The 13,324-nt window shown below is 70.5% G+C and carries 14 protein-coding genes and 1 pseudogene; 7 read left to right on the forward strand and 8 right to left on the reverse strand.

The genetic code is table 11. From position 1 onward, the window contains the following. Window positions 1-197: 197 nt before the first annotated feature. From dapF to miaA, 3 genes are all read right to left on the reverse strand, one after another. Window positions 198-1,067 carry a diaminopimelate epimerase gene (dapF, locus tag ACIBAG_RS33995; protein WP_399110501.1) on the reverse strand — a complete coding sequence of 290 codons (870 nt, stop codon included), beginning with the start codon at window positions 1,065-1,067 and terminating at the stop codon, window positions 198-200. A gap of 103 nt (window positions 1,068-1,170) precedes the next feature. Next, window positions 1,171-1,674, reverse strand: a complete 504-nt coding sequence (locus ACIBAG_RS34000; protein ID WP_399110589.1) for a hypothetical protein — start codon at window positions 1,672-1,674, stop codon at window positions 1,171-1,173. A 108-nt stretch (window positions 1,675-1,782) separates the two neighbouring features. Next, complete coding sequence (gene miaA, locus ACIBAG_RS34005; RefSeq protein ID WP_399110503.1) at window positions 1,783-2,721, reverse strand: tRNA (adenosine(37)-N6)-dimethylallyltransferase MiaA; 939 nt, start codon at window positions 2,719-2,721, stop codon at window positions 1,783-1,785. 182 nt (window positions 2,722-2,903) lie between these two features. Here miaA and ACIBAG_RS34010 point away from each other — a divergent pair, with 182 nt between their 5' ends. Together ACIBAG_RS34010 and ACIBAG_RS34015 are read left to right on the forward strand one after the other, a co-directional pair. Next, window positions 2,904-3,185, forward strand: a complete 282-nt coding sequence (locus tag ACIBAG_RS34010) for a hypothetical protein (RefSeq protein WP_399110505.1) — start codon at window positions 2,904-2,906, stop codon at window positions 3,183-3,185. 23 nt (window positions 3,186-3,208) lie between these two features. Then, window positions 3,209-3,478 (forward strand): antitoxin, encoded by a 270-nt coding sequence (locus ACIBAG_RS34015; protein WP_399110507.1) that lies wholly within the window; start codon window positions 3,209-3,211, stop codon window positions 3,476-3,478. A gap of 195 nt (window positions 3,479-3,673) precedes the next feature. On the opposite strand, the gene ACIBAG_RS34020 is transcribed toward ACIBAG_RS34015, so the two are convergent. The 5 genes from ACIBAG_RS34020 to ACIBAG_RS34040 form a co-directional block, all read right to left on the reverse strand. Further along, complete coding sequence (locus tag ACIBAG_RS34020) at window positions 3,674-4,402, reverse strand: class III extradiol dioxygenase subunit B-like domain-containing protein (RefSeq protein WP_399110509.1); 729 nt, start codon at window positions 4,400-4,402, stop codon at window positions 3,674-3,676. Window positions 4,403-4,412: 10 nt separating this feature from the next. Next, window positions 4,413-4,541: a hypothetical protein gene (locus ACIBAG_RS34025; RefSeq protein WP_399110510.1), complete on the reverse strand. Its 129-nt coding sequence runs from the start codon at window positions 4,539-4,541 to the stop codon at window positions 4,413-4,415. Between the two features lie 249 nt (window positions 4,542-4,790). Then, complete coding sequence (gene miaB, locus ACIBAG_RS34030) at window positions 4,791-6,317, reverse strand: tRNA (N6-isopentenyl adenosine(37)-C2)-methylthiotransferase MiaB (RefSeq protein ID WP_399110512.1); 1,527 nt, start codon at window positions 6,315-6,317, stop codon at window positions 4,791-4,793. 112 nt (window positions 6,318-6,429) lie between these two features. Continuing rightward, window positions 6,430-7,095 carry a response regulator gene (locus tag ACIBAG_RS34035; RefSeq protein ID WP_399110513.1) on the reverse strand — a complete coding sequence of 222 codons (666 nt, stop codon included), beginning with the start codon at window positions 7,093-7,095 and terminating at the stop codon, window positions 6,430-6,432. Further along, window positions 7,092-8,231, reverse strand: coding sequence for a sensor histidine kinase (locus ACIBAG_RS34040; RefSeq protein WP_399110515.1), 1,140 nt, complete (start codon window positions 8,229-8,231; stop codon window positions 7,092-7,094). The genes ACIBAG_RS34035 and ACIBAG_RS34040 overlap by 4 nt, the downstream gene beginning before the upstream one ends. 249 nt (window positions 8,232-8,480) lie before the next feature. On the opposite strand from ACIBAG_RS34040, the gene ACIBAG_RS34045 reads away from it, so the two are divergent. The 5 genes and pseudogenes from ACIBAG_RS34045 (at window position 8,481) to ACIBAG_RS34065 (ending at window position 13,312) form a co-directional block, all read left to right on the forward strand. After that, complete coding sequence (locus ACIBAG_RS34045; protein ID WP_399110517.1) at window positions 8,481-9,116, forward strand: hypothetical protein; 636 nt, start codon at window positions 8,481-8,483, stop codon at window positions 9,114-9,116. Between the two features lie 123 nt (window positions 9,117-9,239). After that, window positions 9,240-9,737 (forward strand): DUF6174 domain-containing protein, encoded by a 498-nt coding sequence (locus tag ACIBAG_RS34050; RefSeq protein ID WP_399110518.1) that lies wholly within the window; start codon window positions 9,240-9,242, stop codon window positions 9,735-9,737. Window positions 9,738-9,879: 142 nt separating this feature from the next. Beyond that, window positions 9,880-10,302 carry a hypothetical protein gene (locus ACIBAG_RS34055; protein ID WP_399110520.1) on the forward strand — a complete coding sequence of 141 codons (423 nt, stop codon included), beginning with the start codon at window positions 9,880-9,882 and terminating at the stop codon, window positions 10,300-10,302. 108 nt (window positions 10,303-10,410) lie between these two features. Further along, window positions 10,411-11,543, forward strand: a pseudogene (locus ACIBAG_RS34060) (IS630 family transposase). Between the two features lie 581 nt (window positions 11,544-12,124). Continuing rightward, a complete protein-coding gene (locus tag ACIBAG_RS34065; protein ID WP_399110522.1) occupies window positions 12,125-13,312 on the forward strand; it encodes an ATP-binding protein in 1,188 nt (395 codons plus the stop codon). The last annotated feature ends 12 nt before the right edge of the window (window positions 13,313-13,324 follow it).

A 13,324-nucleotide genomic window follows, 5' to 3' on the forward strand; every position in this document is an offset into this window, starting at 1 on the left:
GAGCCCATCACGTGCGGCTGACCGCCTCTCGCCGAGCGTGAAACGGATCACCCATTCGAGCGAGGGTTGGCAGGTTTACGGTTTCGCGCCATGCAATGAACCGGAGTTGGCGATTCCGAACGCGCCCGGGACGGTCGACCACCGCACTCTCAGGGCCGGGAGCAGCCCGAGGCTGCGAAGCCAAGCCACCGAGACGTTCAGCGCGCGAGCGTTTCCAGCCACTCCGCGTCGATCTCGCCCTCGGCCACGATCACCGCGGGGCCGGTCATCTCGATCTCGCCGTCGGGCCGCTCGGTGATCACCAGGGTGCCGCCCGGCACATCGACGGTGTACGTGGCGGGGGCGCCGGTGACCGCAGGATCGGCCCCGTCCCGCCGCGCGGCGGCCACGGCGACGGCGCACGCGCCCGTGCCGCAGGAACGGGTCTCGCCGGCCCCGCGCTCGTGCACGCGCAGCGCGACGTGCCGCGGGCCCCGGTCGACCACGAACTCGACGTTGACCCCGTCCGGGTAGGCCGAGGCCGGGCTGAACGGCGGCGGGGAGTGCAGGTCACCGGCGTGCGCGAGATCGTCCACGAAGGCGACCGCGTGGGGGTTGCCCATGTTCACGTTGCGCGCGGGCCAGCTGCGCTCACCGACGCTGACCGTGACATCGCCGTAGGGGAGCCGCGCCTTGCCCATGCCGACCGTGACGTCACCGTCCTTGGCGATGTGCACGGTCTTCACGCCCCCGCGCGTGGCCACCGTGAGGTCACCCTCGGTGACGTGCCCGGCGCGCTGAAGGTAGCGCGCGAACACGCGCACGCCGTTCCCGCACATCTCCGCGATCGAGCCGTCCCCGTTGCGGTAGTCCATGAACCACTCGGCTTCGCCCGCCATGGCCTGTGCCTCGGGGTGCGCCGCGGACCGCACCACGTGCAGCAGGCCGTCACCGCCGATGCCCGCGCGGCGGTCGCACAGGGCGGCGACGGCGGCCGGGGGCAGGTCGATGGCGTTCTCCGGGTCCGGGACGATCACGAAGTCGTTCTCGGTGCCGTGACCCTTGAGGAAGGCGATCCGCGTGCTCATTCCTCGATCGTAAGGGGTCGGTACGACATCCCTTGCTCGCGTGGCGCGCTACGACCGCGCACGCACGCGTGGAGTCGCGCGGCAGCCCACGCGCGCATGAAGGTCAGCGCAGTCGGGCCACGCGCCACACGGCCAGCACGACCACCGCGGCGACGAGCAGGGCGTAGGCCAGCACGACCCGCCAGTCCGGTCTGCGCCCGGAACCCCGCTGCGGCAGGCCTGGCCAGGTGTAGCCGACGCGGCGGGCGGCCATCATGCCCCAGCCCGCCGCGCAGGAGCAGATCAGGAGCCCCAGCATGGCGATCACGGCGCCGCTGTCGCCGAAGTCGAAGGCCAGCGGGAACGCGAACATCAGGGAGCCGACCGCGGCCAGGGCGACGATGGGTGCGAGCTGCCAGATGCGCAGTCGGCGCTGCGGCCGCAGCTCGACCTCGACCTCCGGGCCGCTCGCGTACATCTCCTCCGGCTCAGGGCCGTCGTCGGTGACGCCACCCTCGGCCTCGTCCAGCGGGTCGGGGATCGGACGGTCGCCGTCCTGCTCCCGTTCACCCTGGTCAGTGGTGACGTTCTCGGTGCCTTGTGCGGTGTCGCGAGGGCCGGCCTCCATCGCCACGCGCCCTCCCAACTCGGACTCCACTTGGTCGATCGAAGCTCGATGATGGCACGGCGCCGGAGGCCCGGATGGCGGCCGGAGCGTCCCGATGCCATCACGTGATCAGGCTGTAACCGGTCGTTCGACCAACGCCAGTGCGCGCTCCGGAAGTTCTGTGAGATCCGCCGCAGCCCCACTCAACCAGTGCACCCGCGGGTCTCGCCTGAACCATGAATCCTGACGGCGCGCGAAGCGCTTGGTGGCACGGACGGTCTCGGCCCGCGCCTCTTCGAGGGTGCACTCCCCGGCGAGCGCCGCGAGCACCTGCTGGTAGCCGAGCGCGCGCGAGGCCGTACGCCCCTCGCGCAACCCCTGCGCCTCCAGGGCGCGGACCTCGTCGACGAGCCCCGCGTCCCACATCCGGTCGACCCGGCGCGCGATGCGCTCGTCCAGTTCGGGGCGGGCCACGTCGACACCGATCTGAATCGTGTCGTAGACCGAGTCGTGACCCGGGAGGTTGGCGGTGAAGGGCTTGCCGGTGATCTCGATCACCTCGAGGGCGCGGACGATGCGTCGGCCGTTGCTCGGCAGGATCGCCTGCGCGGCCTCGGGGTCGGCGGCGGCCAGCCGGGCGTGCAGCGCCCCCGAGCCGCGCAGCTCGAGCTCCTCCTCCAGCCGGGCCCTGACCTCGGGGTCGGTGCCGGGGAACTCGAGATTGTCGACGGCGCCACGGACGTACAGCCCCGAGCCGCCGACGAGAATCGGCCAGCGTCCCTCGGCGAGCAGTGCGTCGATCCGCTTCCGTGCGAGCCGCTGGTACTCGGCGACCGATGCCGTGACCGTCACATCCCAGACGTCCAGCAGGTGATGCGGGACGCCGGCGCGCTCCTCGGGCGTCAGCTTGGCGGTGCCGATGTCCATCCCGCGGTAGAGCTGCATGGAGTCGGCGTTGACGACCTCGCCGCCGAGTTGGCGGGCCAGGAAGACGCCCAGATCGGACTTTCCGGCCGCGGTGGGTCCGACGACGGCGATGACGCGGGGGGTGGAGGGTGCACTGCTCACCGCCCCAGTCTCGCAAACCTCACTGGGTGGCCTCGAACGGGTTACGTGACGCCACGCGCGCGGTGTCGTTGCCAGTTGCGAGGTTCTCGCCGCCGGTTTCGCGGGGGCGGCGGCCCGGGGGCGCAAACGGACGCACCGGACGACGCGGGATTTCGCCCGCACGAGTAACGTATGGAGTGGATATGGGCGTTTTTGCACGGATTCTTCGGAGGTCGAAGGCCACTGAGGAGGCGTCAACCGCCGAGGCACAGGCCGACACCCCAACGGCCGAACCCGTGGTGGAAGAGACGGCAGAGGTGAAGGAGCCGACCGAGACGGAGGCCGAGGAGACGGCACAGTCGGCGGCGCGGTCGACGGCAGCGGAGTCCGTCGAGACCGACGCCGACGACGGTGTCGAGATCCCCAAGCAGCAGTCCGCCGACGAGACGGCGGACAGCGAGGCCGGTGAGAACGCCCGCACGTAACTGCCCGGGCGGGAAGGTGAAGCATGGGTCTGATGGATAGTTTGAAAGCCAAACTCGCCCCGGCCAAGGGCAAGGTCTACGACTTCGCGCAGCGGCACGAGGAGCAGGTCCAGCACGGCATCGACAGAGCCGCGAAGGCCGTCGACAAGAGGACCAAGGGCAAGTACAGCGACAAGATCCAGACGGGCACGGGCAAGGCCAAGGGCGCCATGGACCGGCTCGCGCACAGGGGCGACGACACGGCGACCGGCCGTGGCACGCCGCCGCCGGACTCACCCCCGCCGACCTCCTGAACGGCACATCGACGGACGGTCGCGGAGCTTGACGGCTCCCGGCCGTCCGCCGTTTGACCTGAGCGGCCGTTTGACCGGCACCGCGTTTTGACCGGCGCCGCCGTTTGACCGACACGCCTGGCGACCGAGTTCGGTCGGCGTGCCCGTCGACCTGATTCGGGGTGCGCGCCCGCCACCGCTGTCGGCCGACGTGTCCTACGACCAGGTCGCGACCAGGTACCCCACCCCGAACGGCGCCTCGTCGTACAGCAAGGTGCCCGACAGATCCGTCTGCTCGGCGGCGCCCGCGAGGACCTGCCAGGGCGCTCGGCCCGAGGCCATCAGCTCGTGTGCGAGCTCGACGTCGAGCGCCTTGAGCGCCGCCACGTCCGCCTTGCCCAGTGCACGTGCGACGGACGCGTCGAAGGGCTCGGCCCGCTCGTCGAGGTAGCCCGGTGCCTTGAGCGTGCGGCAGGCGCTGGCGTCGCCCATCACCAGCAGCGCCACCCGCTCGGCCCGGGCGGCGACGTCCCTCCCGATATCAGTACACCGCTCGGGCGTCAGAGGTTCCCCCACCGCCAGGGCCTCGATCGGAGCGTCCGCCCACCTGGTCCGCTCCAGCAGCCACGCGGCGACGGCCAGCGAGGACGGCAGCCGTCGGCGCGCGGACTCCGGTGCGGTCGGCTCGTCCGAGGCGCGTCCCAGCCGTACGTCGACATCCACGCCGAAACCCCGGAACGACCCCCGCGCCCCCTCGGCGTACGCCCCCTGCTCGCTCTCCTCGCCGGGCCCCACGACCACCAGCCGGTCCGGCCGGGCGGCCGCGAGCACGCCGAGCGCGTCCGTGCAGGCGGCACGCGCGGTGGCCAGCTCGGGTGCGGCACCCGCGGCGACGTCGGGCACCAGGAGCGGCGGGCAGGGGCAGACGGCGGCGGCGACAAGCATGATCGGGAGCCTACTGCCAGGGATCGGGCTCCGGGTCGCTGCTCCACACCCGCTCGGCCAGCTGGAACATCACGCGATGGGTGGACACCAGGCCCTCGATCTGCGCGTAGTACGCGTCCCCGGCGCCGACCCGGAACACCTCACGCCGCTGCTGGCGCAGACCGGCGCGTGGCTTGTAGGTGCAGGCGACCTCGTAGAGGCGGGCACGGGCCTGTTCCAGGGTGCCCTGGAAGCGCGCCGCCTCCTCGCAGCGGTACTAGTCCCCGCTGCCGGACTGCGCGACCACCACCCATTGCGCCATGCCCGCCCCCGTTCTCCGGCTCGTCCCGCCCCGGTTCCGCTGCTGGTCCTGCTCGTTCCGCCCCGCGCCTGGTCTCGAAGCGGGCGCTCAGTGTGCCGCGCAGCCACCCGTCGCAGCCGGCAGCGGCTCGGGGACGCCGATCTTCGGCAGGCCGAGCATGACACCGGCCGGCTTGGCGGCTTCGGCGGCGTTGCGCTTCTCCCAGGCGTCACCCGCGCGCGTGCGGCGCACGTCGAGGACGGCGCCCTCGGCGAGAAGGTGGTGCGGGGCGGCGTAGGTGACCTCGACGGTGACCACGTCACCGGGGCGGACCTCCTGGTCCGGCTTGGTGAAGTGGACGAGGCGGTTGTCGGGGGCCCGGCCGGAGAGGCGGTGGGTGGTGTCGTCCTTGCGGCCCTCGCCCTCGGCGACCATCAGCTCGAGCGTGCGGCCGACCTGCTTCTTGTTCTCCTCCCAGGAGATCTCCTCCTGCAGGGCGACGAGACGCTCGTAGCGCGCCTGGACGACCTTCTTGGGGATCTGGTTGTCCATGGTCGCCGCCGGGGTGCCGGGGCGCTTGGAGTACTGGAAGGTGAACGCCTGCGCGAAGCGGGCCTCGCGCACCACGTGCAGGGTCTGCTCGAAGTCCTCCTCGGTCTCGCCGGGGAAGCCCACGATGATGTCGGTGGTGATCGCGGCGTGCGGGATGGCGGCGCGGACCTTCTCGATGATCCCGAGGTAGCGCTCCTGGCGGTAGGAGCGGCGCATCGCCTTCAGGACGGTGTCCGAGCCGGACTGGAGCGGCATGTGCAGCTGCGGCATCACGTTCGGCGTCTCGGCCATGGCGGCGATGACGTCGTCGGTGAAGTCACGCGGGTGCGGGGAGGTGAAGCGGACGCGCTCCAGGCCCTCGATCTTTCCGCAGGCCCGCAGCAGCTTGCTGAACGCCTCGCGGTCGCCGATGTCGGAGCCGTACGCGTTGACGTTCTGCCCGAGCAGCGTGATCTCGGAGACACCCTCGGCGACCAGTGCCTCCACCTCGGCGAGGATGTCGCCGGGGCGGCGGTCCTTCTCCTTGCCGCGCAGGGCCGGGACGATGCAGAAGGTGCAGGTGTTGTTGCAGCCGACGGAGATCGACACCCAGGCCGCGTACGCGCTCTCGCGACGGGTCGGCAGCGTCGACGGGAACGCCTCCAGCGACTCGGCGATCTCGACCTGTGCCTCTTCCTGCACGCGCGCGCGTTCCAGCAGGACGGGCAGCTTGCCGATGTTGTGCGTGCCGAAGACGACGTCGACCCAGGGTGCCCGCTTCACGATGGTGTCGCGGTCCTTCTGCGCGAGGCAGCCGCCGACCGCGATCTGCATCCCGGGCCGGCTCGCCTTCTTCGGGGCGAGGTGGCCGAGGTTGCCGTACAGCTTGTTGTCGGCGTTCTCGCGGACCGCGCAGGTGTTGAAGACGACGACGTCCGCCTCGCCGTCCGAGCCCTCGGGCGCGCGGACGTAACCGGCGTCTTCGAGCAGCCCGGACAATCGCTCGGAATCGTGGACGTTCATCTGGCACCCGTAGGTACGAACTTCGTAGGTCTTGGGTGCTGAGACGTCCACCGCGGGGCTCCGGTCGCTGCTGCTGGTCATTCCTCAAGGGTAAGGGGGTCCCAGCAGCGCTGTGGCCCGGCTCCTGCGACGGGTGTGGAGCGGCGGCCGGGACCGCGAGGGGGCGTGGAAGCAGCTGGTGGCACGGCCGGCCTCACAGCAGGCCCAGGTCGCGGGCGCGCAGCGCGGCCTGGGTGCGGTCGCGCAGCTTGAGGCGGCTGAGGATGCGGGAGACGTGGTTCTTGACGGTGCCCTCGCTGAGGTACAGTTGCGTGGCGATCTCCCGGTTGGTGCGGCCACGCGCCACGAGCCGCAGGATGTCGATCTCGCGCGGGCTGAGAGCATCGGCGGCGGACGGGCCGGGGGCGGCCGGGGCGGGGGCGGGTGAGGGCAGCGTGGCGGCGAGGCGGCCGGCCACCGAGGAGTCGAGCTGGGTGACGCCCGCGTGCGCCAGGCGGACCGAGTGCGCGAGTTCCTCTGCGGGCAGGTCCTTGAGCAGATAGCCGCCGGCGCCCGCCCGCAGCGCCTGGACGACGTACTCCTCGTCGTCGAACGTCGTCAGCATCACCACCCGGCACTCCGGCGCCCGGTCGCGCAGCACGGCGACAGCCTCCACGCCGTCCAGTTCCGGCATCCGGACATCCATCAGCACGACGTCGGGCCGCAGCTCCACCGCCTTCGCCACCGCCTCCCGCCCGTCGGCCGCCGTGCCGACGACCGTGATGCCCGGCCGGATCGAGAGCAGCGCCGCGATGCCGTCCCGGATGAGCCGCTGATCGTCGACCACCAGCACCCGCACCACCGCCGGCTCCTCGCTCACCGCTCACCTCCGCCCCTCGGCACGATGACGGTGAGTCGCGTGCCCTCGCCCGGTCTGCTGTCGATGTCCACGCTCCCTGCCGCGAGGTGCACTCGTTCCCGTATGCCGAGCAGGCCGAATCCGGCGGTGGCCTCGCCCGGCGTGAAGCCGCGCCCGTCGTCGGCCACGGTCAGCAGCGCGGCGTCTTCGGTCAACCGGACCCTCACCGACACCCGGGAGGCCTGCGCGTGGCGCAGTGCGTTGGTCAGTCCCTCCTGCGCGGCCCGGTACAGCGCGGTCACCTCCGCGGAGTCATAGCCCCCCTCGTCGCCGATCACGTCGACGGTGACGCGCGGCCCCGCGCCGCCGTCGCGAGCCCAGCCCGCGAGCGCGGCCGACAGTGACGTGCCTGCCGCCTCGCCGCGCAGCGCGCCCACCGACTGCCGAACGTCGCCCAGCGCGTGCTTCACCGACTGTCTGGCCTCGGTCATCGCCCGCTCCGCCGCGTCCGGGTCGAGAGCGCGGAACTCCGCGGCGATCTCCAACTGCACCGAGATCGCGGTGAGATGGTGGCCCAGGCTGTCGTGGATGTCCCGCGCCAGCCGGTTGCGTTCGGTCGCGGCGGACAGTTCCGCGACCCGCGCGGCGTACTCCTGCAGTTCACGCCGTGCCCGCTGTTCGCCCACGGCTACGGCGGCCATCGAGATCGCCAGCACCAGGCCGACGCCGAGCATCAGCAGGTCGGACACGTACTCCAGGTCGCGGTACCAGTCGGGGGCCGTCAAGACATAACCGGTGAGCAACCCGGCCAGGCACAGCGCCCCCAGGGCGAGCGCGGCCGTGCGCCCGAACGCGAAGTAGGCGGTGAAGGGCAGCAGCACGAACAGCACCTGGGACAGTTCCGAGGCGTCCAGGACGACCACGGCAGCCGTCAGGACGCACCGCCCGAGCAGCAGCGGCACCCGGGCCACGCTCCCGCGGCGTTCCGCCACCTCCAGAGCGGACAGGGCGGCGAGCCCGGCGACGAAGCCGGCCGTGCGCCAGGACAACAGCCCTGGGCCGCCGCCCAGATCCGCCACCAGGTAGTAGAGGCCGCCGGCGAGAACCGCGCCGTACAGCAGCGGCGACACCCACGGCACAGGCACATACGCCGCCATGCACACCCCCCACGCCCGACGCTGCCGCCCAGGCTAGGCCGGGCCCGCACGCAGGGCGACACGGACGGGAGAACTCCGGCCGAGTAGGGCCGAGTACGGCCGGACGGCACATGACGAACGGCACCGGAACCGCCTGCGAGCCGGTGACCTCCAGCGGCCGGTGCAGCCGCTCGGCACCTCCCTTCGCCGGCCGGTCGCTCCGTACCGTTTCGCCCTGACCTGCCCTTCGATCGAACCGGAGTGGCCCTCATGTCCTCTCACAGGTCCTCACCGTCCAGCTCCGCGCCGGCTCCCTCCCGGCTCATCCGCCTCGGTGCCCTCTGCGGGGCGCTGTCCGGCCTGCTCATCTCCCTGCCCGCACTGGTGGAGACGTTCACCGGGGAAACCGCCGTGACCAGCCTCCTCCTCGCCCTCTCCCCCGCCTTCTCGCTACCGTTCCTGGCCGCACTCCACCAGCACCAGAGCACGGCGGCCGGCCGCTTCGGGGAAACCGCCTACCTCGTGAACGTCATCGGCCTCGGTCTGTTCGGCGGGGCCGCGTTCGCCTCGAACCTCGTGCTGTTCCACCTCGACGACGACGTCATCGAAGCGGAACTGACGGGCCCCACCATTCCGGCGCTCATCGGCTCGGCGGTCGTTTTCGCCGTGGGCTGCGCCCTGTTCGGTGCGGCGATGATCCGCGCCCGTACGCTCCCGAAGCTCCCGTCCTGGGCGTACGCCGTCGCACTTCCCCTCTTCGCGTTCCTGATCGCGCTGCCCGACTCGGTGCTCACGAGCGGACTGCACATCGTCGTCGGCGCCACCTTGACATGGCTCTCGACCGCCCTTTGGCGATCTTCCCCGACGGCCGATCACGCCGGCGTTCCGGCCCGAACGCCCGCCTGAGACGATCCCGGCACGTGCGGCCGGAGACCGTGATCGACCTGAACGTTCCGGGGACGGGCGGCGTCACAGGCACAGCCGTTGAAGAAGGGATCGCCATGGCTCGCATCCGCCCGGTCCCGTTCCGTGCCCTCCGCTGCCGCGCTGATCGCGGTGGCGGGGATGGTCTGGGTGAGTGCCGCCTGCCGGAGCGATACGTCTGCGGAATCAGCCGAGAGGACGCCACCGACGGGCACGGCCACGCCGAACGGCACCACGTGGAACGGCACCACGTGCAACGGCACCACGTGCAACGAGCCCGCCTCCTACGCCTACACCCTCACGTCGAACGAACAGGCCCTGGCGGGGAGTTTCCGGGTGACGGTCCGGGGCGGCGAGGTGGCCAAGGCGGTCGGCCTCGACGACAGCAGTCGGGAAGTGGTGGAGCGAGGACCTGGTCAGATCCCCAAGATCGGCGACCTGTTGGACAGGCTCGAGAAGGCGCGGCAGGAGCAGGCGGACACGGCGGAAGCGGAGTACGCCGCCGACGGGCATCCTCTGCGGATCACACTGGACCAGGACGAGAACTCCATCGATGACGAAGCCCAGTACGTCATCAGCTCCTACGATCCGGTCGGCAGCTAGTGCCGCATCAGGCAACGTTCGCCCTGTCGTGTCGCCAGGGAGGCGGCTCGGCACCGACTGGCTCGGACATCGACACGGGTTGGGGTCTCGTTCGAGCCTCGACCTGTGTAAGGACGTGCCCCCCTGACTATGCTGACGGCACATGGATGCGATCTTCCGGCTTCCGCCTCAATCCCCCCTGGCCGCAGCTGTTTCCGAGGACTGGGGTTTGCTCCCGCTGCGTGTCCCTATGGGCTGGAACGTCATCTACAACACGTTGTTGGCCCGACGCCTCCCGGATGGAAGAGTCGAGGTCAACGACTCCGAGGACCTGTACTGGGCACGCACCGCACGACCGCCGTGGCTGACCGCGCAGGAGGCGGTGCGGAAGGGCGGTCTTCAGGCTCGGGAGATCAATATCGACGCCGGCTGGTACCACGGCTGCGGCTTCCGCGTTGTCGTCCTTGACCCTGACTGGGACCATGAGGGAGCCTCCTACACCACTTCCGACCTCGAAGAGTTCGTCACCACCCTTGAGGGGTGGATGCGAATGATCAGCGAGCGGGGGGAACTCCCCAAGTTGTGAAGTTGACTTCCTGGCTGTCTCCTGGCAGCGCGTCAGGCAGCATCAGCGCCAGTGCATCGTGACGGTTCAGAAGCTGATTCACGCGGCGCGGTGGGCCAAGCTGTCCGGGTGGCAGAACGGGTACGCGTCCGCGAGATCGATGAGGACGAGGGTCGACGGCTGGTGCGGATCCTCCGCCGGGGCACCGGATCGGTGGTGACCTGGCGTCGAGCTCAGATGGTGCTGTTATCCGCGCAGGGCATGCCGGTGGCGAAGATCGCCGAAGTGACGTTCACCAGCGCAGATCGCGCCCGGGACGTGATCCACAGCTTTAACACGGACAGCTTCGAGGCGCTCTACCCGAATACAAGGGAGGCCGACCGAAGACCTTCACCCTCTCCGAACGCCGGGAGATCAAGAAGATCGCCAAGTCCAGGCCAGCCGAGCACGGCCTGCCGTTCTCGACCTGGAGCCTGGCCAAGCTGGCTGACTTCCTGGTCGCCGAGGGGGTGGTCGACGACATCAGCCACGAGGGCCTGCGGGTCCTGCTCCGCGAAGAGGGCGTCTCCTTTCAACGCATAAAGACGTGGAAGACCTCCCGCGATCCCGACTACCCGGCCAAGAAGGCCCGCGTCGAACATCTCTACGCCATTGCCGACGGCGAGGTCATACCCGAGGACGGCGAGCCCGAAGTCGTCTTCTGCCTGGACGAGTTCGGCCCGCTCAACCTCCGGCCCCACCCCGGACGACAGTGGGCCGAGCGCGGCGGGAAGCACAAGGACCCCGACCGGCAACCCAGACCCCGGCGGCGGGCAACCTACACCCGCCCGCACGGCGTCAGGCACCTTTTCGCCGCCTACGACCTGGCCCGGGACAAGCTCTACGGCCACATCAAGCCGAAGAAGAACCGCACGAGGTTCCTGGGGTTCTGCCGCTACCTGCGCAGCCTCTACCCGCCGGACATCCGTATCGCGATCGTGCTCGACAACTTCTCCCCGCACCTGACCACGAAGAAGGACACCCGGGTCGGCGACTGGGCCGCGGCCAACAACGTCGAGTTCGCCTACACGCCGACCAACAGCTCCTGGCTCAACCGCATCGAGGCCCAGTTCACCGCCCTGCGCTACTTCGCACTGGACGGCACCGACAACGCCAGCCACAAGGAGCAGGGCAGCATGATCCGCCGCTACATCATCTGGCGAAACAAGCACGCCGCCGACCAACGCCTACGCGACGTGGTCGACAGGGCGAACGTTGCCTGATGCGGCACTAGGCACGTCCCTGCACGGCCCACGCCGCGACCGCCGCGACCGCCGCGACAAGGCGCAGACGGACCGCATGCGCACCCCGACCCGCATGCCTGCCGACGAGCGCGGCCGCGGCCGCGGCCGCGGCCGCGGCCGCGGCCGTCGAATGCGAAATTCGACGTGCCGAGTAATTCGACCAGCCGAACGACCGGGGCGAAATGCCTGCCGGAAAGGTATGGGTACGCCAAAAGCGACCGAAAATCGACAGGCAGCAGCACCCCGCACCGTCTGGCGGGCGGCCCCGGTCCCGCGGTCCGACGTACGGCCCGCCGCGCACCGCGCTGCCCGCACGCCCGCCAACCACCCTTTACCAGCCCTTTGTTGAGCGCGTCAGAGAGGCAACGGCGGTCACTGGCGGCTTGGTTGAAGGTGATAGCATTCCGCCGTCTGCGACCTTGATCCACTTTGTTCAGGTGCCGACCCTACTCCCCTGCTCTTCGCTCCGGCATTCATGCAGTCCCCCCGCGTGACGGGTCGCGGATCCTCGCGATGCGTATCCGTCCACGCCTGCGTGCCACGCGCCGGGAAAGGTTTCCATGACTAAAGACGCGCTTCTTTGGTGCCTGGTTGCGATAGCGACGACAGCCACAGCCGCCGTCGTGGCTTTCGCGCTCCGCAACAGAGCCCTGGCGGTGAGAAAGAGGGAAGCCGAAGCCTCCCTGGGGCAGCGGCTGAGCTACACCGAAGCCGAACTCAGCCGGGTGCAGGGCGAGTTGCAGAGGGTCCGGGACGAGCAGGACGGTGTCATCCAGGAGGCCGAACGGGCCGCCGAGGAGAGCACCAAGGCAGTCCTCAAGGGTGCCGCCCGCTTCCTGCAGAGCCTTGCGGCCGAGCAGACGAACCTGTTGGACGAGATCCAGCGCAACTACGGCGGGCACGCCGTCCTCACCGACCTGATGGACGTCAATCACGCCAACGCGCAGATGGCGCGGAAGGCCCAGGGCATCGCGGTCATGTGCGGTGCGCCCCTCGGCCGCCGCAGCCAGCCCGCCAGCGTCTACGACGTCGTACGCAGTGCCCAGAGCCAGATCCGCAACTTCCACCGCGTCGAGATCATGCAGCCGAGCGGCATCGCCCTCAAGGCGACCGCTGTCGCGCCGGTCGCCCTGGCCGTCGCCGAACTGCTCGACAACGCCGCCAGTTTCTCCCAGGCGGACGCGCCCATCGAAGTGACGTTCCAGCGGGTCCAGAAGAACCTGTGCATCGTCATCGACGACGCCGGCGTGAGCATGAGCGACGAGGACCGCCAGAAGGCGACCGCCCTGTTGTCCGGCGACGCCGTCCCCCGGCTGTCCCAGCTGGGCACGCAGCCGAAGTTCGGTTTCCCCGTCGTCGGCCTGATCGCCCGCCAGTACGGCTTCAAGGTGGACGTCACCGGAGTCTCCCGGTACGGGGGCGTCCGTGCCGTCGTCCTGCTGCCCGAGGAGCTGTGGACCATGGAGGAGACCCCGCCGCCGGCCACCGAGGCGTCGGCGCCGGTGAGCGGCATCCGGCGGGTCGAGGGCCGCGAGCAGGCCGAGGCCCGTACGGTGCACGGCCTGCCGAAGCGTGGCGCCCGCAAGTCGCCCGTCGTCGGTGTCCCCTCCGGTGGGAGTGTCCCCGGGGAGCCGAAGCCCAGAAGGGCACCTCGTGGTTCCGGCGGCGGCCTGGGCGCCTTCCAGCGCGGCACGCTGACGGGCCGTGACCTCGACGCCCCGACGCCCGAAGGGTCCCAGGACGGATGACGACGACAGACA

This window comes from Streptomyces sp. NPDC051243, assembly GCF_044455405.1.
In the GTDB taxonomy this organism is placed as follows: Bacteria; Actinomycetota; Actinomycetes; order Streptomycetales; family Streptomycetaceae; genus Streptomyces.